This window comes from Gaetbulibacter sp. NE (assembly GCF_025548475.1).
In the GTDB taxonomy this organism is placed as follows: Bacteria; Bacteroidota; Bacteroidia; order Flavobacteriales; family Flavobacteriaceae; genus Gaetbulibacter_B; species Gaetbulibacter_B jejuensis.
The window spans coordinates 153,435-173,168 of the sequence record NZ_JAOQHY010000008.1 but is presented as its reverse complement, the minus strand read 5'-3'; the positions used below and the strand labels follow the sequence as shown (position 1 = coordinate 173,168).

At 32.8% G+C, this 19,734-nt stretch carries 21 protein-coding genes; 13 read left to right on the top strand and 8 right to left on the bottom strand.

Features of this window, described 5'->3' with window-relative positions; genetic code table 11:
- Positions 1–107: 107 nt before the first annotated feature.
- From OD803_RS11060 to clpB, 7 genes are all read right to left on the bottom strand, one after another.
- Positions 108–635: a hypothetical protein gene (locus tag OD803_RS11060; RefSeq protein ID WP_262733447.1), complete on the bottom strand. Its 528-nt coding sequence runs from the start codon at positions 633–635 to the stop codon at positions 108–110.
- 13 nt (positions 636–648) lie between these two features.
- Positions 649–3,114: a DUF5686 and carboxypeptidase regulatory-like domain-containing protein gene (locus OD803_RS11055; protein WP_262733446.1), complete on the bottom strand. Its 2,466-nt coding sequence runs from the start codon at positions 3,112–3,114 to the stop codon at positions 649–651.
- Between the two features lie 115 nt (positions 3,115–3,229).
- A complete protein-coding gene (smpB, locus tag OD803_RS11050; RefSeq protein WP_129760317.1) occupies positions 3,230–3,688 on the bottom strand; it encodes an SsrA-binding protein SmpB in 459 nt (152 codons plus the stop codon).
- 48 nt (positions 3,689–3,736) lie between these two features.
- Positions 3,737–4,246, bottom strand: coding sequence for a histidine phosphatase family protein (locus tag OD803_RS11045; protein WP_262733445.1), 510 nt, complete (start codon positions 4,244–4,246; stop codon positions 3,737–3,739).
- Positions 4,247–4,336: 90 nt separating this feature from the next.
- The gene (gene deoC / locus OD803_RS11040) at positions 4,337–4,999 is read right to left on the bottom strand and encodes a deoxyribose-phosphate aldolase (RefSeq protein WP_129760315.1); all 663 of its coding nucleotides are present in this window, start codon (positions 4,997–4,999) and stop codon (positions 4,337–4,339) included.
- 244 nt (positions 5,000–5,243) lie between these two features.
- Positions 5,244–6,110 (bottom strand): TraB/GumN family protein, encoded by an 867-nt coding sequence (locus tag OD803_RS11035; RefSeq protein ID WP_262733444.1) that lies wholly within the window; start codon positions 6,108–6,110, stop codon positions 5,244–5,246.
- A gap of 137 nt (positions 6,111–6,247) precedes the next feature.
- Positions 6,248–8,857: an ATP-dependent chaperone ClpB gene (gene clpB / locus OD803_RS11030; RefSeq protein ID WP_129760313.1), complete on the bottom strand. Its 2,610-nt coding sequence runs from the start codon at positions 8,855–8,857 to the stop codon at positions 6,248–6,250.
- Positions 8,858–9,133: 276 nt separating this feature from the next.
- On the opposite strand from clpB, the gene ytxJ reads away from it, so the two are divergent.
- The 10 genes from ytxJ to OD803_RS10980 all read left to right on the top strand — a co-directional run bounded on the left by ytxJ (position 9,134) and on the right by OD803_RS10980 (position 17,159).
- Positions 9,134–9,520, top strand: coding sequence for a bacillithiol system redox-active protein YtxJ (ytxJ, locus tag OD803_RS11025; RefSeq protein WP_262733443.1), 387 nt, complete (start codon positions 9,134–9,136; stop codon positions 9,518–9,520).
- A gap of 198 nt (positions 9,521–9,718) precedes the next feature.
- Positions 9,719–10,174, top strand: a complete 456-nt coding sequence (locus tag OD803_RS11020) for a hypothetical protein (protein ID WP_262733442.1) — start codon at positions 9,719–9,721, stop codon at positions 10,172–10,174.
- 242 nt (positions 10,175–10,416) lie between these two features.
- Entirely contained in the window at positions 10,417–10,980 is a 564-nt protein-coding gene (locus OD803_RS11015) for a hypothetical protein (RefSeq protein WP_262733441.1), read from the top strand.
- A gap of 282 nt (positions 10,981–11,262) precedes the next feature.
- Positions 11,263–12,297: a serine hydrolase domain-containing protein gene (locus tag OD803_RS11010; protein ID WP_262733440.1), complete on the top strand. Its 1,035-nt coding sequence runs from the start codon at positions 11,263–11,265 to the stop codon at positions 12,295–12,297.
- A gap of 146 nt (positions 12,298–12,443) precedes the next feature.
- Entirely contained in the window at positions 12,444–12,653 is a 210-nt protein-coding gene (locus tag OD803_RS11005; RefSeq protein ID WP_262733439.1) for a hypothetical protein, read from the top strand.
- Positions 12,654–12,915: 262 nt separating this feature from the next.
- Positions 12,916–13,836 carry a hypothetical protein gene (locus OD803_RS11000; protein WP_262733438.1) on the top strand — a complete coding sequence of 307 codons (921 nt, stop codon included), beginning with the start codon at positions 12,916–12,918 and terminating at the stop codon, positions 13,834–13,836.
- A gap of 104 nt (positions 13,837–13,940) precedes the next feature.
- Positions 13,941–14,741 (top strand): sterol desaturase family protein, encoded by an 801-nt coding sequence (locus OD803_RS10995; RefSeq protein WP_262733437.1) that lies wholly within the window; start codon positions 13,941–13,943, stop codon positions 14,739–14,741.
- A gap of 139 nt (positions 14,742–14,880) precedes the next feature.
- A complete protein-coding gene (locus tag OD803_RS10990; protein WP_262733436.1) occupies positions 14,881–15,453 on the top strand; it encodes a cupin domain-containing protein in 573 nt (190 codons plus the stop codon).
- Positions 15,454–15,642: 189 nt separating this feature from the next.
- Complete coding sequence (locus OD803_RS10985; RefSeq protein ID WP_262733435.1) at positions 15,643–16,533, top strand: tetratricopeptide repeat protein; 891 nt, start codon at positions 15,643–15,645, stop codon at positions 16,531–16,533.
- Between the two features lie 77 nt (positions 16,534–16,610).
- Positions 16,611–17,159, top strand: coding sequence for a VOC family protein (locus OD803_RS10980; protein ID WP_262733434.1), 549 nt, complete (start codon positions 16,611–16,613; stop codon positions 17,157–17,159).
- A 78-nt stretch (positions 17,160–17,237) separates the two neighbouring features.
- Here the strand turns inward: OD803_RS10980 and OD803_RS10975 are convergent, their stop codons facing one another.
- Positions 17,238–17,513, bottom strand: a complete 276-nt coding sequence (locus tag OD803_RS10975) for a winged helix-turn-helix transcriptional regulator (protein ID WP_262733449.1) — start codon at positions 17,511–17,513, stop codon at positions 17,238–17,240.
- 157 nt (positions 17,514–17,670) lie between these two features.
- On the opposite strand from OD803_RS10975, the gene OD803_RS10970 reads away from it, so the two are divergent.
- From OD803_RS10970 to OD803_RS10960, 3 genes are all read left to right on the top strand, one after another.
- The gene (locus OD803_RS10970) at positions 17,671–18,189 is read left to right on the top strand and encodes a lactoylglutathione lyase family protein (protein ID WP_262733433.1); all 519 of its coding nucleotides are present in this window, start codon (positions 17,671–17,673) and stop codon (positions 18,187–18,189) included.
- Positions 18,190–18,262: 73 nt separating this feature from the next.
- Positions 18,263–18,649: a hypothetical protein gene (locus tag OD803_RS10965; protein WP_262733432.1), complete on the top strand. Its 387-nt coding sequence runs from the start codon at positions 18,263–18,265 to the stop codon at positions 18,647–18,649.
- 77 nt (positions 18,650–18,726) lie between these two features.
- Positions 18,727–19,587, top strand: coding sequence for an HAEPLYID family protein (locus OD803_RS10960; RefSeq protein ID WP_262733431.1), 861 nt, complete (start codon positions 18,727–18,729; stop codon positions 19,585–19,587).
- The last annotated feature ends 147 nt before the right edge of the window (positions 19,588–19,734 follow it).

Genomic DNA, 19,734 nt, shown 5'->3' with positions numbered 1-19,734 from the left:
GTATTACCTAAAGACCGTTCGAGTTCTCCTCTCTACTCTTGTTAAATTTAATAATATCAAAGTAAAGGAGACCGTTAGTTTTTAAACGATTAGACCATCAAAAAACATTAATCTGGTAAATACATACTAGGTATAGGATTTTTAGCAGTTTCTTTTGCCCAATATAAATTAATAATCCACCAACGTTTTCCGTCGTAAAGCAATTGTATACTATTAATACCTCTCATAAACGGTTTACTGTCTAACTTGCTATGATAGGCTTCATAAGTGCTGAAAACATGAGTAATGTTGCCAAAGGTTTCGGTTTTTCTATGAATTTCTTTTTCAATAAAACCATTTTCAACCAACCATTTTGCAGATGACTTTATATAGTCTTGAGGCGACATATAGCGTACTCTGTAAATACTGTCTTTAGGCTTTGTAGACGCTATAAGTTTAGCTTCAGGTTTAAATAAATATTTAAAAAGATCCCAATTGCGCTCTTCTTCTTTTTCTCCTGAAATAACCTTGTATAAGGTCGTAACAATAGAGTCTAGCGATTTCACATTTTGAGTATAATCAGGAACTGTAGCGATGTCTTGTGCTTGTGTTGAAAACGCTATTAACACAAACAAAATGGTGCAAAATTTATTCATACTTCAAAAGTAATTAAAAAAACTTGAGACCAAACAAAATGGCATCACTTTGAAATCCGCTTTGGTAGGAACGTAAATAATCCAGTCGTAAAAATCTAAACTTCCCAAAACCAATATTGTCTATACCAATGGTATATTCTTGATAAGGTTTGTTGTCTGGTGTTGCAAGGTTGTGTGCACCAATTATTAAATTGAAATTAAGCTTGTTTAATAACGGAATCTTTCCAAGGATAAACCCATTAAAATCGTGTTCAGCATGCATTTCTAAGTACGAGTCGTTTGTACTTGCAGTATAGTAAGGTAAATTATTAAAAACATTTAAATAAGAACCTTGTCCAATATGGGTTTGGTTACCATTAAAGTGTTGGTAATCCATAAACGCAATATCATCAGCATTAAAGAATTTACCTGCTTTTATGTTGTATTGAAATAGGCCTTTATCAGCAATATTAAAGCTTTGGGTAAGTCTTGCTTTGACTTGGTCAAAATTGTAATCATCTACTGAAGCCGAAAACCCTTTTTCATACCCTAAGTAAAGCGTTGGGAACTTTCTGTTTGGGATATTGTATTTACTATCAGGATAACTTAAGTAGTCTTGGTCAAAGTTTATTCTTGCATCAAGACTCGCTTTTATAATGTTGTGAGTTTCAAAAGGAGCAACGCCATAAGCTGTTGGATCTATTGGGTTATTACTAGTGTAATCTCTATCATCTTGCGGAGACCAAGCTTGGTCTGTGGTGTTAAACAATGCTTTTCGTCTTTGGTAGCTTAGGCTTGCGTTAAGTCTTAGTCCATTAAAAACTTCGTCAGAAAAGGCTACATTAACATAGCTTAAGTCATACAGTTTCATGTAATTCTTTTCTGCTAATAGCGAATATGCTGAATTGAGCAGATTAGAAATAGGTTCGCTAGAATTGAATTGCTGTACAACAACACCTCCAGAAACCGATAAAAATGGTCTGCTAACATCATTAAACTTATAAGTTGCGCTAAGCGTTCCTCTTAATCTGTCGTCACTAAAACCATAGTTTAGATTTCCGTTTATGCTTAAATATCTTTTATAGTCATCATAGTTTTTTCTGAAATAACCACCAACATTTGCATTCCAACCTTGAACAGTGTTAAAACTTATTTTTGATATTGGCGAAGTGATACCAGCACTCCAGTTTTCATAAGTGTTTGAGTAATTGTAACCTGAAAGAATATCGCCTAATTTAAACTTATTATTTACAGCATCTACTGAGTCTTTGTAGGTTTTGGAGTCTCTAACCACTTGAATGCTGTCTTTCTTTTGATAGTCTAAAACTTCTTCGTCAGTAAGTGGAACAGGTCTTAGTGTTTTCCAATAGGTAGAATCTTTTTTATTAGCTTCGTCTTCAAAAGAGACTATTTCTCTGCCAAAATCTTTTTGGGTTAAATCCGTATTAAAACTATAATTGCTGTAAACCGCAGTAAAACGACCATCTCCTTTTATCCCAAATAAGCCATATTGAAAATCAATAACCTGAGAAATTTTTGCCCAAATAGCATAGTTTTGAGAGTAGGAGTAGTTTTGAGTGATGGTTATTTTGTCAGCAGCAGGAATTTTTGCCTGAATACCTGTAATATCTAATTCAATACCATAAACGGTCCATTGGTCTTCAACAATATAGATAAACCCTGAAAACACTGGGTCGTTGTCTCGTTTTGGTGTCGCTTTAATTTTATTAATGAGATTACCTTTGTCATCATAAAACACACCTTCTAGCTTGTAATTGTAGTACCCAAAAGCGTTGTTGGCAATAGGAGATACAATTTGATTACCAAGCTCAATAGTGTTATCATAAATTTCAAAATCTACATCAATAGCATTGTTAAAGCTAAAACCATTGTCGTCTCCACTAACTTTTGAAGCTATTATTTTTTCTTTTAACCTGTTAGGTCTTAAAAATTCTAGTTTTGAAACCGTTTCTGAAAGGTAAATAACACCACTTCTTGTAGAATCGAGTCCACCACCAAGATCACCAATTTCCTGTCCTAGTATTTTTTCAGGAGCGTTTTTAATTCTAATTAAACCTCGTGAGTAAAAATCGGCTTTGTAGCTTTGGATTTTTTCAAGATTTTCTTTTCGCTTAGCAATTGCTTGCCTAATAATTTTATTGGCAGGATTTTCTTCGGAATTAATAACCACTTCGTTAAGTGTTATTTCCTCATCAATTAGTACTGCATCTAAAGTGTATGGAAAACTGCTGATGTCAACCTTCTTTTTTAAAGTTTTATAGCCTAAAAACTGAAAAACAACAGTATGAGTTCCTGTTTTGGTCAGGTTTAGCTCATAGTAACCTTCAGTATTGCTGGTGGTTCCTGTGTAAGTGTTTTCAATGTAAATGTTTACAAAAGGTAGCGCTTTGTTGTTTTTATCGGTAACTGTACCTTGTATTTGAGCGAATGAGATGTAAGCGGTAAAAAAGCAAAGAGCAAGAAGTAATTTTTGTTTCATTAGGTTGTTGATTGATGGTTTCTATAATAATAGACGCACTTTTTTATAAAAAGGTTGCCTTAAGAACACCAAACATAGCTATAATTTTTAGCTGTAATTGTTAAACTATCCTAAATTACTTATAAATTTTCTTAATTCTATCAAGATTTCTCTTATTGTCCCTGTCTTTAATCGTATCGCGTTTGTCGTATAGTTTTTTACCTTTTCCTAAAGCAATTTCTACTTTAGCTAAGCCTTTTTCGGTAATAAATACTCGCAAAGGAACAATAGTGTTTCCTTTTACATTTACTTCGCGTTCTAGTTTTTTAAGCTCTCTTTTGTTGAGTAATAATTTGCGTTCAGCCTTAGGTTTATGGTTGTAGTAGTTGCCATACACATACTCTTGTATGGTCATGTTAATAACAAAAAGCTCGCCTTTGTCATTAAATTCGCAAAAGCTTTCTGCAATTGACGCTTTACTATCTCTAATAGATTTTATTTCGGTACCAGTTAATACAATACCAGCAGTGTAAGTATCAAGAATTTCATACTCAAACTTGGCTCTTTTGTTTTTTATGTTTACTGGTTTTTGCATAGGAGCACAAAGCTACGCTTTTTTTGCATTTACCAAAAGAAACTAAGCTTACTCTATGGTTAATAATTGATGGGAAGCAACACCATTTGTAACCGTTACAATGAATAATGATGTGTAATTGCTTTCATCTAGTTGCTTGTAAACCTCTTCACCAATAATTGTGTTTGCAAACATAGGTGTTGTATTGCTGTGTCCTACAACCAATACGGTTTTGCCTTTGGTGTTTTCGATAAAAGCTTTTTTATCCATTTTAAAAGGATCGTAGGTTGTGATTTCCAAATTGTTTTTTGAAGCAGAGGGTTGTGCGGTTTCTATTGTTCTATGGTAGTTGGTAGAGTATACTGCATCTAATTTGATATTGGATAGTACAGTACTCCATTTTACAGCTCTTGATTGTCCTTCTTTGGTTAAATGCGGATTTCTATTACTAGAGTCGCTAGTGTCTTTTTCTGCATGTCTTATAAAATAGTAGGTTGTAATTTCAGAAGGGGAAGAATCTTGAGCATTTACCATTGGTATTAAACCAAAAGTGAATACTAGGAGTAAAACATATTTCATACTAAATAAAAACAAATGATGATTACCAAAAATAGAGGGTAATCATCATTCGCTATAATAAATATATGTTAAAGTTTTGATTTGTAGCTGCTAGTAGTTGGCAGTTGCTAAGGAGCCATTAATAATATCAACTCCAGCGGATGTGCCAATTCTATCAGCACCTACATCAATATATTTTTTTGCAGTTTCGTAATCTCTAATACCACCAGAGGCTTTAATTTTAGCATTATCGCGCACAGTCTTTTTTATTATTTTTACAGCAGTAAGTGTAGCTCCACTTTTTGTAAAACCAGAAGAGGTTTTAATAAAATCTACTTTAGCATCTAAGCAAATTTCACTGGCTTTAATAATCTCATTTTTTGAAAGTTCGCTAATTTCTATAATTACTTTTAAAGGTGTTCTTCCGATAGCAAGTTTAACATCGCTTATGTCTTTAAATACCGCAACATAGTTTTTGCTTTTTAGGTAACCAATATTAATTACCATATCAATTTCATCAGCTCCTTTTTCAATCGCGTCTTTAGCTTCAAATACTTTAGCTTCGGTACTCATTGCTCCAAGAGGAAACCCAATAACAGAGCAAATCTTTACACTGCTTCGTTCTAGTAATTGTTTTGCTAATGCTACATAGCTGCTATTAATACATACAGAATAAAACTGATGCTCCTTGGCTTCATTGCATAAGTCGATAATATCCCTTTCTGTGGTATCGGATTTTAATAAAGTGTGGTCAATATATTTATTGATCTTCATGGATGTAGGTTAATAGTATTATTCACAGTTCTTCATAATCATGAGGGAACCTGTGAGTAAAGGTTAATAATACAGTTTATGTAAATTGAGGACTAATAGCAATTCAAATTTAGTAAAATAATCTTATATATTTTAATGCAAAAACCTAAAGTTTTATTGTGTTGACGTTAAAGTTTCCTAATGTTTTCAATAAAAAAACCTCTATAAAAGAGGTTTTGTATTGATAATGAGAATGTTGTTTTTTTTACATTATAGGTTTTACTGTGTAGCCTTTTTCCTGTAATAATTTTATCACTCCATTTTCTCCAGGTAAATGTCCTGCACCAACACCAAAAAAAGTAGGTTGCTGTTTAGCGAAGTCTTCTATTTTAGCAATCCAGTTTTTGTTTCTGTTGTCTAAAATGACATCTTTGTGCTTAGTATTGGTAAGATTAACATCTTCTTCCATAAGTTTAGCAAGCCCTTCAATATCTTTTTCAACATAAAGCGCCATCATTTTTTGAAAAGCAGCTTTATCAAAACTCATATTGTCTTTAGCTGATCGTAATAAGTCCTGTGCTTGGTCTTTATAAGGAATTTGATCAAAAACTGCCATTTGTTCTTCTACAGTTTCTAGACCCAAAACTTCTTCTTCTTGTTCGTGAGCTATTTTCATAAGTTCGTTTTCAAACGATTGTACAGTTGCACAGTCTAAAAGTTTTGGATACATCATAGCTGTAATAAAAAACGGTTTGATGTTACCAATCATTTCAGCAGGCATTCCTGTTTGTGTTTTTAAAAAGTCACTAAGAATTGTGTAGTCTTCAGCACTCACTAAATCCTTGAGGGTTTTACCATCTTTCATATATATATCGTTTGCCATTTTCATTGCCATAGAAGGGTCGTCCATATCTATTTCTAAAACTAGGAGTGATGTGTCGTCTAAGGCTTTTTTGATATTAGCATCTAAAGAAGCATCACAGGTCATGTGAATGGTTCCATATAGATAAGAAGGTTGTTCTAATCCGTTTCCAGAAATTTCCCAAAGTAAAGATTTTTCAAGGTTTTGAGCAGTACTAGTTGTTGAAAATAAACTAACTGCAAACAGTAAAAGAAAAGTAAAGTGTCTCATAATTGTGTTTTTTTAATTAGTGTATAGATGCTTAAAAATGTTACAAAAAAAAGCAACACTCCTCTAATCAAAGACTTGTGCTGCTTTCACTAACCAACCAATATAAAGACGTTTTAAAACTACATTTGTTACAGTGTTTAGTATTCTTCTGAAACTAAATCGCCTTGATTTCTAAATACTAATTTATCATCAAAAGCATCTAGTAAAATAATACTGTCTGTAGATACTTTTCCAGATAGTATTTCTTTACTTAACTCGTTTAATACTTCTTTTTGTATCACACGTTTTACAGGTCGTGCACCATATTCTGGATTATAACCTTTTTCAGCTAAATACTCAACAGCTTCAGGTGTTGCGTCAAAAGTGATGCCTTGTTTTGCAATCATTTTAGTGATACCTTTTAGTTGTAAACCAACAATAGCTGTAATGTTTTCCTTGCTTAAAGGCGTAAACATAATAGTATCATCAATACGGTTTAAAAATTCTGGTCTTACCGATTGTTTTAATAAGGCTAATACATCTACTTTTGCAGCTTCCATAGCAGCATCAATATCTTTTGTAGCTTCAAAACGCTCTTGTATCACATGACTTCCCATATTTGAAGTCATAATGATTATCGTATTTTTAAAATCTGCCAAACGTCCTTTGTTGTCTGTTAGGTGTCCTTCGTCAAGTACTTGTAACAAGATGTTGAAGGTGTCTGGATGCGCTTTTTCAATTTCATCCAATAATACTACCGAATACGGTTTGCGTCTTACGGCTTCGGTCAATTGTCCACCTTCGTCATAACCTACATATCCTGGAGGTGCACCAACCAATCTGCTTACTGCGTGACGTTCTTGATATTCACTCATATCAATTCTGGTCATAGCGTTTTCATCATCAAACAGATATTCTGCCAAGGCTTTTGCCAATTCGGTTTTACCAACACCTGTGGTTCCTAAAAACAAGAAGGTTCCGATAGGTTTTTGCGGATTTTGTAAACCTGCACGACTACGTCTTACAGCATCACTTACAGCAGCAATAGCTTCTTCTTGTCCAACCACGCGCTTGTGTAATTCGTCTTCAAGTTTTAGTAGTTTTTCACGTTCGCTTTGTAGCATTTTGGTAACAGGAATTCCTGTCCATTTTGCAACCACTTCGGCAATATCATCATAAGTGACTTCTTCTTTAATCAACGAGTTTCCAGATTGATTCTCTTGAAGTTCTTTTTGAAGTTTATCTAACGATTCTTGGGCTTCCTTAATTTTTCCGTAGCGAATTTCAGCTACTTTACCATAATCGCCTTCGCGTTCGGCACGTTCAGCTTCTAGCTTGTAGTTTTCAATAGCTTGTTTGGTATTTTGAATATTGTCAACCACTTCTTTTTCGCTTTTCCACTTAGCGTAAATTTCGTTACGTTCTTCTTTTAGGTTTGCTAAATCTGAACGTAAAGACTTTAATTTTGCTTCGTCTTTCTCACGTTTTATGGCTTCAATCTCAATTTCCAACTGCATGATTTTTCTGTCTAAAACATCCAGTTCTTCTGGTTTTGAATTGATTTCCATACGTAGTTTAGACGCAGCTTCATCCATTAGGTCAATAGCTTTATCTGGAAGAAAACGGTTGGTGATATAACGCTCTGAAAGTTCTACAGCACCAATAATCGCTTCGTCTTTAATACGTACTTTGTGATGTGTTTCGTACTTTTCTTTAATACCACGAAGTATTGAAATAGCACTTTCAGTATCAGGTTCATCAACCATAACTTTTTGAAAACGTCTTTCAAGAGCTTTGTCTTTTTCAAAATACTTTTGGTATTCGTCTAACGTTGTAGCACCAATAGCACGTAACTCGCCACGCGCTAACGCAGGTTTAAGAATATTTGCTGCATCCATAGCGCCTTCGCCTTTTCCAGCACCAACAAGTGTGTGAATTTCGTCAATAAAAAGGACAATGTCGCCTTCGCTTGTAGTTACTTCTTTTACAACCGCTTTTAATCGCTCTTCAAACTCACCTTTGTATTTAGCACCAGCAATTAGTGCTCCCATATCCAAGGCAAATATTTGTTTGTCAACAAGGTTTTCTGGGATGTCACCATCTACAATTCTATGTGCTAAACCTTCAGCAATAGCAGTTTTACCAGTTCCTGGTTCACCAACAAGAATTGGGTTGTTTTTGGTGCGACGTGATAAAATTTGAAGAATTCTACGTATTTCTTCATCACGACCAATAACAGGATCCAATTTTCCGTCTTTAGCTAATTGGTTTAGGTTTTTAGCGTATTTGTTTAACGAGTTGTAAGTGTCTTCTTGACTTTGAGAGGTTACTCGATCACCTTGACGTAGCTCATCAATGGCTTTTACAAGGTCTTTTTCAGTAACGCCTTGGTCCTTTAGCATTTGTGCAATCTTACTGTTTGACTTAAAGACAGCAAGAATAAGATGCTCAACAGACACATAGTCGTCATTCATTTTTTTAGCAATAATTGCCGCTTCGTTAAGGCTTTTTCCAGCTTCGCGAGAAAGCATAATGTCACCACCAGATACTTTAGGTAAACTTTCCAATTGCTTATCTAAAACCTGTTGTAGGGTCTGAACGTTGACATTTAGCTTTTTTAAGATAAATGGTAATACGTTTTCATCAACAAGCGTAATGGCTTTAAAAATATGCTCATTTTCTATTTGTTGATGTTGTAAGCTTTGGGCAAGCTGTTGTGCTTGCTGTATCGCTTCTTGTGATTTTATTGTATAATTATTAAAGTTCATATTGTTTATTTAATTTTGTCTCCTCGAGCGCAGTCGAGAGGTTGTTGATTTTATGTGTTTAAAAAAGAGGTCTCGACTGCGCTCGACCAGACAATGTTATTTCGTTTTTAAAATTTATTTTCAATAATCTTACCAATACGTTTTGAGCGACAAAATGTCGTTTTATGCTAGTTGTAGCGTGACTTTTAGTCAGTTTGTAAGATTTTAATTTTTGAACGACTTAGTAGTATAAGGTATGAATTCCGCATCGAGACGGAATGAAAAAAAACAAATGCTATGGGATTTTTAAAAAACATATTTGGCTCTTCAGAACCTAAAGATGAAAAGGTATTGCCTTGGATATTTTTAGACGATATACAACAATTAGATTTTATAGAAGAAAAGTCTAAAACCAAACCACAACTTATTTTTAAGCACTCTACACGTTGTGGTATTAGCCGAATGGTTATGCGACAGTTTGAAGCACAATATCCTTTTAGTAGTGATAATGTAGATTTGTACTATTTAGATTTATTGACCTATCGAGACATCTCCAATGCCATAGCGCAACGTTTTGGTGTATTTCATGAATCTCCACAATTGCTAGTGGTAAAAAATGGAGTAGTGGTTACTGCTGCTTCGCATGGTGCTATTAACGATTTAGATTTGAATACTCTTACTTAAAAACTACGTAACGTTACGTATAGATTTTTAATTTTTAAATGCTAACTTCGTTTAACTCTCGATATGGGTTATAAAAAGCAATTTATATATTTTAAAGAGTTAGCAAATATTAGAACCAAGTCTATGAAAGGTATATATATAACAATCATGCTTTCTATTTTTTTTAGTTGTTCTTCATCTAAAACGGCAATTAGGGAAGTGAAATGTCCAGAAATTTACAAGAATAAGTATACGGAAATTTTGAATGAAAAATATGTTGCTGTAAATGGTATAGACACTACAGAAATTAATGAAATTAGATATGAGTGTGTATATTCTGCTTTTTACACTCATAAAGTGATGTATGATAAATTTGGGAAATGGGATAAGGAAATTTTTCCGAGTAACAGAAATCACCCAATACTAATGTGGAATAATATAGACCTTTTGTCAAACGGAAAAAAATATACAGTTTTTACAAACGGACTAGAGGAATGGAAACATATTTACGCATCTGTTATGATATTAGATGAAAAAGAAAGAGACGTTTTGACGGAACAAACTGAAGAAAAAATCGCAATAACTAATCTCTTTGGAGAGTTGATAAAACACCACAATCCAGAAAAGAAAGATTTTTATGAAGTTTATTGGAAAATGGTTGACCAAAAGCGTTAGAATCTAATTAAGCAATACCAAAAGAATAAATAACGTTTATTAAAAAAAGCTATAAGTAATTGCTTGTTCTCGCCTAAAAAAAATTATCGTCCTGAATTAAAATGAGCTTAGGGAAAGTCAAAAACATCTTTTTTAAATACTTCAAAGTTTGGTGGATTCCAATTTTGTTGTATTTGATTCCTTTGATGGCATTTCAACTTGGAGAAGTTTTGAAAAGCGACTCAATAATTAATTTTTCTCTGATGTTATTTTTTCTAAATATTATAGGAAATATAGTATCAGCAATTGTTCAAATAGTTATTAAAAAGTGGTACTTCTTAATCCCACAAATACTGATTTCAGGATTTTTATTTGTTTTTGTATCAATCATTTTTACTTTTTCTCCACCAGACTACTACGGAGTAAACAAAGAAATTCCAAAAGACATTGAGATTTATGAACCCTTAGAAAAAGAACCAACTGAAAATGACTTTGGGAAATTTGATTTGGTTTTGGCTTCATCTTTTCAACCAGGAATTTATATTTACTTTACAAATTATAAACCGACTGAAAAAGGAAACTTTTACATAAAAGCATTTGAAGTGACTTCTAATGACCACCTTTCAGCAGATAGAATGAAAATTAAGTCTAAAGTCAATGTAGAAAATCTCGAATCTAAATTATATTCTGGTGAAATCATGATTTATGAAGGTTCTTGGGGAGATAAATATGGAGCGAGAATTGAATTATGGTTCGAACCTCTAAATGGTAGTAAGGATTACAAAATAACAGAGCGAAATTATATAGTAGAAGGATGGATGAGATAAAAATTAGTTACAAAAATGTGTAACTGTATGTGGTTATATGAGACTGTTAACCAAAACACATCCAACAAGGGTGTTTTTTATTGATGCTATGTTGCGATGTGTTGATTTTGTGGTTTATAAAAGTTAAATTCGTTTCGGTTTGTTGATAAGTAAGCAACAAAATATATTGGGTTTATGACATTTCATCAAAACCATTTAACAATTCAGGAATTATAAATTTTAATTCTTACCAAAGTAATAGAGTTTTGCAAGTGTAAATAACTAACACTAACACATACTACTATGAGCAAAAAGAAAACCATAATACTAAGGGTCATTTTACTTGTTGGGACTGTAACCTCATTGTTTTTTGTACCATGGTTATTGGTAAAAGCTTGGATACTTCCATTACCAAATACGGTTCAAGAACAGCTAGACGAAGCCATAGGTCATGGGTTTGACGGAATGGTTGTGTATGTAGACCAAGCCAACAAGCCACCTCAGTATTTTGCTTCTGGTTGGCACAATAGAGATACTAAAATACCAGCTAAACCCAATGCACTTTTTAAAATTGCCAGTATTAGCAAGTTGTACGATGCTGTTGCTGTTACTAAGTTGGTCAACGATGGTAGGCTTTCATTAGATAAAACCATTGCAGATTACCTACCAGAACTTGTAGGACGAATTGAAAATGCCGATAAAATAACTTTACGATTAATGATTCAGCATCGAAGTGGGATTCCTAATTTTACTGATGCGCCAAACTTTTGGGGAAATCCAGCAACTAGCTATGAAGAAAGTCTTGCGTTGATATTGGATACACCAGCCAATTTTAAACCAGGTGAGGACTATGAGTATTGCAACACCAATTATTTGTTAATTAATAAGATTATGGACGATGCTTTAGGGTACCCAAACTATCAATTTATAAAAGAGGAAATCTTAGTGCCATTAAAACTTAACAATACGTTTGGTTCGTTAAGCGAAGTCAATATTGACGATGTAATGAGTGGTTATCATGTTGGGTATCCTTATGATTTAAAAGAGGACGAACGTGGTATGGTAGCCACTGCAGAAGATGTAGGTACATTTTTAAGAGCATTGAATGATGGTTCACTATTTATAGAAGGCGAACAGGACATTTATAGTTCTATATATGAATACGAACACTCTGGTTGGGTTCCAGGATATCAAAGTTTTGCAAAATATTACAAAGATATTGATGCTGTGGTAGTACAGTTTTACAGCACAACCGATCCAAAACTCTACAATTGGAACTTATCGGAAATAGTGAACAGCAGAATTAAAAAAATAATAAGCAAAGACAAAACAGAATAGAGTTAGATAAGCATTAAAACAATTAGTGAAAACACCCAAGTTGGGTGTTTTTTTGGTTCAACTACGTAACGTTACGTATTGTTTGGTATTTGGAGAGTATGTATATTGTTCTATTCTAGATGTGTAAATCGAATAATTTAAAAATAATGAAAAAACTCATTTTAGGTTTATTCTTTATATTATGTGTATTTAAACCTAATGAGTATTCATACAATTGTTCTGAATATATTTATAAAGTGGGCTCTAATACCAAGTTTAATTATTCTTCTAATTATTATAATAGTGCAGGAAAAGCATTTTGGAAATATATTGAACCTTATTCAGATGTATTAGGTTGTTCACCAAATTTTGATTAATGAAAGCAACTAAAAATTTTAATTAAAAACCTTAAGACATTAAAATACTATTTGTAGCCTATGCTATAAATGTTTCGTTGACGCTTTTTTTAACCAACCTGAAAAACACCCATTTTGGGTGTTTTTTTATTAGTGTTATTTTGTGATGTGTTGATTATGTGGTTTTTAAGTGTTAAATTCGTTCGGTAATCTAAGTAGTGTAGTGTTAAATTTATAGTTTAAATCAATTGTAATCTTAATGTTTAATATCTAAAACGAAATCATGAGAACACCCATCTTATTCATTTGGACAGTAGTTTTAATATGTTGTGTAACAACTCAATTACAAGCCCAAGAATCGTGGATTGATACTTCTATTCATGATGGGTTAATAGAGTTGCAAACTAAATATTCTTTTAAAACTTTAGTTTCTGATGATTCCATTAATACTACAACAGAGACTTTAAGTCATTTAAACAACGCAAAGCTGTATTTTGATAAAATTTTTCAAACCGAATTAGATTTTGCTGTTCTGTTTATAGAAAATAAAAAGTGGAATAAACATGCATATTTTCCTCCACCAGGATTGCCACAAGCAGGAAAAGGAAATATAATACTAGGACTTGATAAGTCAATAGTTTCACAAGAAGTTGAAAAAATGATTACTCAATTGCCTAAACAGTATTGGGCTACATTAAAACCAGTTTATGGTGAAACTATTAATTTGGATCTATTTTATCGAGAAACTTTAGCAATACACGAGTTGGCTCACCTTTATCATTTTAAAGAAGGCACTAAGCCGCAAAGAAAGTGGTTGCAAGAACTGTTTGCTACAATGAGTATGTATTCATTTATAAATGAACAACAAAATTCTTTATTTGACTTAATGAATACCTATCCAGAATTTGTTTTGCAGTCTGGTGATAGAATGGCTGAATATAAAACTTTGAAAGATTTCGAAGAGAAATATGTTCAAAAACTCACGCCTCAAAATTATGAGTGGTATCAAATGCAACTTTATAAAGCAGCAAGGTCAATAATTGATTCAAAAGGTAGTGATATTTTAATACGCTTACATGATTTTTTAATTCGTACAGATTTAAGCAAAACTGAATTACTGACTGACTCAGAATTATTAAGGCGCTTAACGGCTGAAGTCGGAAAGGAAATAGCAGATATTTTAACAAACTGGATGTATAAGTAATCAACTGTTCTAAACTGGTTTTAAAATATAATAAAGTTAAAATTGAAAGCAAGCTGTAGCATGTACTAAAAACGCCAGTTATAAGCTAATAAAACCTAATGATAATGGAAATTTTAGATGCAATTTTAAACGTTGATCCCAACTATATAATAATCGGTTTGTTGGCTTTTTTCTTTACGCTCGAACAGCTGTTAGACAATCCTTTTTCTTTCAAAAAACGCGGAACCCATTTATTACAAAATATTCTTTTTCAAATAGTATTTTTTGCAATTAACTTATTTTTCATTTCAATTTTAGTCTATTGTATTGAGTGGCTTAACGCTCATGAAATAGGACTTCTCTTTTTATTTGATATACCGTTTTGGATAAAACTAATTTTAAGTGTAATGCTTTTTGATTTTGCGACATATTGGTTACATAGAGCGTCGCACAAAGTTCCTCTTTTATGGCGATTGCATAGAGTGCACCACAGTGATACAACTATGGACTCTTCAACAACATTTAGGTTTCATCCTATTGAGCTCGCAATTATTTACCAAGGCGGTAATATTGTAGCAGCAGGAATTTTTGGATTAGATGTAACAGCATTGGCTTTTTACTACTTTATAGTTTACATTTTCTTCTTTTTAGAACATTCAAATTTAAATTACCCTAAATGGTTAAATACTACACTAGGCTTAATCTTTGTGATGCCAGATCATCATAGAGTGCATCACCACCAAGAACAATTTTATACAGACTCAAACTTTGCAGATATTTTTATCATTTGGGACCGAATTTTTGGAACGTTTAAACTAATTCCTACTGCACAAATGAACTATGGCTTAATTGAATTTGAAGAAGAAAAAAAACAGTCCTTTCTCTATTTAATGAAAAGTCCATTTATAAATATTAAAAGAAAATAAAACCGCGTTTTAACCTGATATTCTAATGGTGTTTTATGGGTTTTGATTTGTGATGTGTTGACTATGTGGTTTTTAAGTGTTAAATTGCTTAGCATAGACAATAAATAGTCTTGAGACACTAACCAATCAATATAATAGTATGAACCGTAAAAAATTTTTAAAGTCTACAGCAGTTGGTATTGGAGCATTTTCAATGATACCTATGCTTAATGCTTGTAAAACAGAATCGACAAAAGAGGCTGAAAGCGAATCTTTAGAGGTTAAAGAAAAGCCTTCTTTAGAGCCTAAAATAGTTACTAATGATAATGGTGATAAGTTGAATGTTTTGGGAGATAATCAAACTATTAAGCTAACAGGAAAAGACACTAATGGACAATTTACATTAATAGAACAAAACAATGACCCTGGAGTAGGAATTCCGCCTCACGTTCATGAAAACGAAGATGAAGTATTTCAAGTACTGTCTGGTAAGGTTGAAATGAGCATAGACAATACCACTACTGTTTTGCAAGCTGGCGATTTAATTTTTTGCCCTAAAGGTGTACCACATTCTTGGAGAGTTGTAGGTGACGAAAAAGCTAAGGCAATGTTAAGTATTTTTCCAGCTGGATTAGAGGATATGTTTTCAGAATTATCGCAATTACCTAGTGGACCTCCTGACATGAAAAAGGTTACTGATATTTGTGCAAAGTATAAATTAAAATTTGTTTAAATCTAGTCCCTTTATCACTCTATAGTTGAGAGGTATTAGACAAAATAAACACATTAAAAAAACATCCAAAATGGGTGTTTTTGTGTTAGTACAGTTACAAATTGATTTTATGCTTAAAAAAAATTAATTTCGTTATGTTACTATAAACAGATATAATTACTTGTAATAATGTAATTTAAAATAAAAACAATGAAACACATTAGAATAATTATTATAACGATATTGCTAAGCTCATTTAGTGTTCACAATTCACTTTTTGCTCAAAGTAGTAGTGAGCAAAGGTTTCAAAACAAATTAAATCAAACTCTTGAAAAAAACAAAAAAGGACTTATAGATTACGATACAACTTTTAAGGAAATATGGTCTCATTTACAATTTGTTTCAAAAGAAAAGGAAAAGTTAAATTGTGTAAATAATAACCGTAAAGCCTTGCAAGAAGTTGATGTGCTTTATCCTATTTATAAAGCAATGCGTGAAGGGAGATATATGCCAGTATATAACCCTATAACCGAAAAATGTAATGATTGTGAAATAAGCTTAGGCTTAGTAAAATATGCTGCTAATTCAGGAAATGCCGATGCTAATTGGTATTTAGGGTTGCTTTATGATTCGACCAGTAGGTTCCATAGAGATTTTAATTTTAAACCAGATTTCCAAAAGTTTCAAGATTATCTATCTAAAGCGCATCAGTTAGGTCATAACGAAGCTGCAATTGTACTTGCAAATGCCTTTAGAAACAAACATAAATATTCTAAAGCTGTCGAGTGGTATGTTAAAGTAAAAGGTCACTTACGCTCCCAAGCACTTACATCAATTAGTGTTATTTACAGAGAAGGAAAAGGTGATGTTGTAAAAGACCAAAAAACAGCTAACGATTATCTAGTGGCTGCAGTTAATGATAAAGGCAGTGACCCTTCAAGTAAAGAGTATGCTCAATTTCTCTATGCTAAGTATTTGTATCTTGGAATTGAAGGGTTTAATAAAGATGTCCAAACAGCAAAAAAAATATTACAAGCCTTAAATTATAAAGAGGATTATAGTGCTGAAAAATTTATAAAAGAACACAACATAAAGTTTTAAAAGTTAATACACTTATATGCTCTGTGTTTTGTATCTAATTTTATACGCTCTATTTTAGCTTAAGATAAAATGTAATCATGAATAAATTTACACTGTTACTTTTAGTATTTACACTAACGTTAAGTTGCTCAAACAATGAGAAAACCAGTAAAACTCAAGAGGAGTTAAGCCAGTTGCAAACTGAACTAGACAGTATAAAGCAGTTGTACAAAGACAATATAAAAACTACAACCAACCAAATAGCTACATTTTTAACCTTTCAAAAAGGAGATGCCGAACAAGCCATGAACTTTTACATAACCTTGTTTGATAATTCTAAAATTGAAGATATAAAACGTTGGGGAAAAGATGCTCCAGGACAGGAAGGAACAATAATGCATGCAACATTTAGTTTAAACGGAAAACAGTTTATGTGTAGCGATAGTCCTGCAATACACGATTGGGGATTTACTCCAGCAGTTTCTAATTTTGTAGAGTGTAAGGATAACAGTGAACTAGAAGAATTATTCACAAAACTATCAGAAAACGGAACAGTGATGATGCCATTAAACAACTACGGTTTCAGTCAGAAATTTGGATTTGTCGAAGATCAGTTTGGTGTGTCTTGGCAACTCAATTTAAAATAAAAACGAGGGTAATCTTTTGTTGACACTTTTTAACTAACCCATCTTAAAACACCCAATTCGGGTGTTTTTTTACTGTAGCTACTTTTTACAATCCTCTAAACCCCATTCATCTAATCCTCTTAAAATAGTTTCTAACGATTGTCCTCTTTCACTCAATCGATACTCAACTTTAGGAGGCACTACAGGAAATACCTTTCTTGTAATAAGTCCATCGTGCTCTAACTCTTTCACAGTTTGGGTAAACATTTTATTAGAGATACCAGGAATTTTCTTTTGCAAAACGCCTGAGCGTAATCCACCTTCTAGCAAATGAAATAATATTAAAGGTTTCCATTTTGTGCCTATTAAATTCATGGTGTAATTCAAAGGGCAGTGAAGTTCTTTATTCAAAATTTAAATTTTATTATATTGATAATTAGTATTTTACTCCTTTTGGTAACTATACTACTTTTTGGTAAGTTATTGCCTATAAGGCAAATATAAATTAATTTTGCCATTAAAAATAAAGTTTATGACATCTATTAAAAATTATCCAAAATCATTTTCGCATATAGGTATTACAGTACCTGATATTCATAAAGCTACAAAGTTTTATTCTGAAGTAATGGGTTGGTATACCATTATGCCACCTTCTGAAGTTAAAAAAGAAACCGATACTGCCATTGGGCAAATGTGTATTGATGTGTTTGGTAACGATTGGGACACTTTTGAAATTGCTCACTTAGCCACATCTGATGGAATAGGAGTGGAGCTCTTTAGTTTTCCACATGGTAAAAAAGAAGCACCAGAGTTTAATCCGTTTAACACTGGTTTATTTCATTTTTGTGTTCAAGATCCTGATATTGAAGGTTTAATTGAAAAAATAGTAGCTGCTGGCGGAAAACAACGAATGCCAATTAGAGAGTACTATCCAAACGATAAACCGTATAAAATGTGTTATGTCGAAGACCCTTTTGGGATTGTTTTTGAAGTTTATACACACAGTTACGAGTTGACTTATTCGTCTGGTGCTTATGCACATAAGCAATAAAACAATAAAACGTCGTATTAAAAAAGTGTGAGTATATAAGAAATAAGCCAAAAGAGCGTTATTTTTGAAAACTGTGATACGCTTACTACGACATAGCAAATTTACTAAAGTACTTTGGGGACTAATGGGTTTGTATATGCTTAATATAAGCGTAGATACTGCAGACCCAAACCCAGAGCACATACCAGAAGACTTAACTTTTAATGACCAAGAGAGTATTATAGAAATTATTGTTGAGCAGGTTTTAGGTTTTGAAAATGCTATTCAAGAGTATGACGACCATGATACTGAGGACCACAATAAGAAAAAAGATGTAAAGGTTGACTATTTGGTGTTCACTGCAAAAACCAATAACACTACAACACTACAACTGCTCAAAACACACAACCGTTATCCTAACTATTCTGCTCAATTAACACAAGGTTTTAAGGAAATAGACAGTCCGCCTCCCAAAATTTAATTTGTTTTTTAAAATACATAAATAACCTATGGCTTAAGTACATAGGCAATTGATAATACATTTAAAACAAATTAAAAATGAATAATAAAACACTTATGCTGTTCATTACAGTAATGGCATTTTATACCTATAGTTTTGCGCAACTTAACAACGCTACAAAAGACAGTTTATACCTTACTTATGTCGAAGACCAAAAAGCACCAGCAAAGGTATTACATGCTGAGCCACTTTACATTGATTTAATTAGAGACTTAGGCGCCAGAAAAGGCGAAAAAGAATGGAATTTAGGGTTTGGCTTAACCGATAACTCACAGTTTGATACTTATGAAGCCTTAATAGAATATGAATGGGCTCCAATAGACCGTTTAGGTTTAGAAGTAGAGCTGCCATTTACATTCTATTCGCCAATAGCAGGAGCCCAAAGAGGTACGCTTCCGTCCAATCAATTAAACAGTATAAAGATTGCAGCACAATGGTCTTTTTTTGTTAACGAACGTATGGCAACCTCAATGGCTTTAGGCTATATTAATGAGTTTGAACTTTCAAGTTTTAGAGATTTTGGTCAACCTTTTATAACAGGTAATGTGTACAATCCGTTTTTGGTTGTTGCTAAACGTTGGGGAAGCAATTTTCATTCATTAATATACACAGGACCTATGATTGCACAGCATTTTAATACCAATAGTATTCATACCACTTATGATGTAAATACGAGCTTTCATTATATGATTTCTGGAACCAGAAACTTTATAGGTGTTGAGTTTAATAAAACATTTGATAAGCAAGATTTTGACATGACTATGCGACCGCAAATGCGTGTTGGTATTGCTGATAACCTTATGATAGGTATAGTAGCAGGAATTCCTGTAAGTAGAGAAAACGAACGGTTAAGCTCGTTTTTAAGGCTTATTTGGGAACCAGGACACCAACAGCATTAGTACCTACCAAATAAAAACCACTATAAAAACTCCCTATTTTGGGAGTTTTTTTATGAAAATTACGTAACGGTATTACGTGTATAAAATTTTAAAATATTAATTTCGCTCAGCGATTTGTATGGATAATGAAAACGACCCATATTTTTA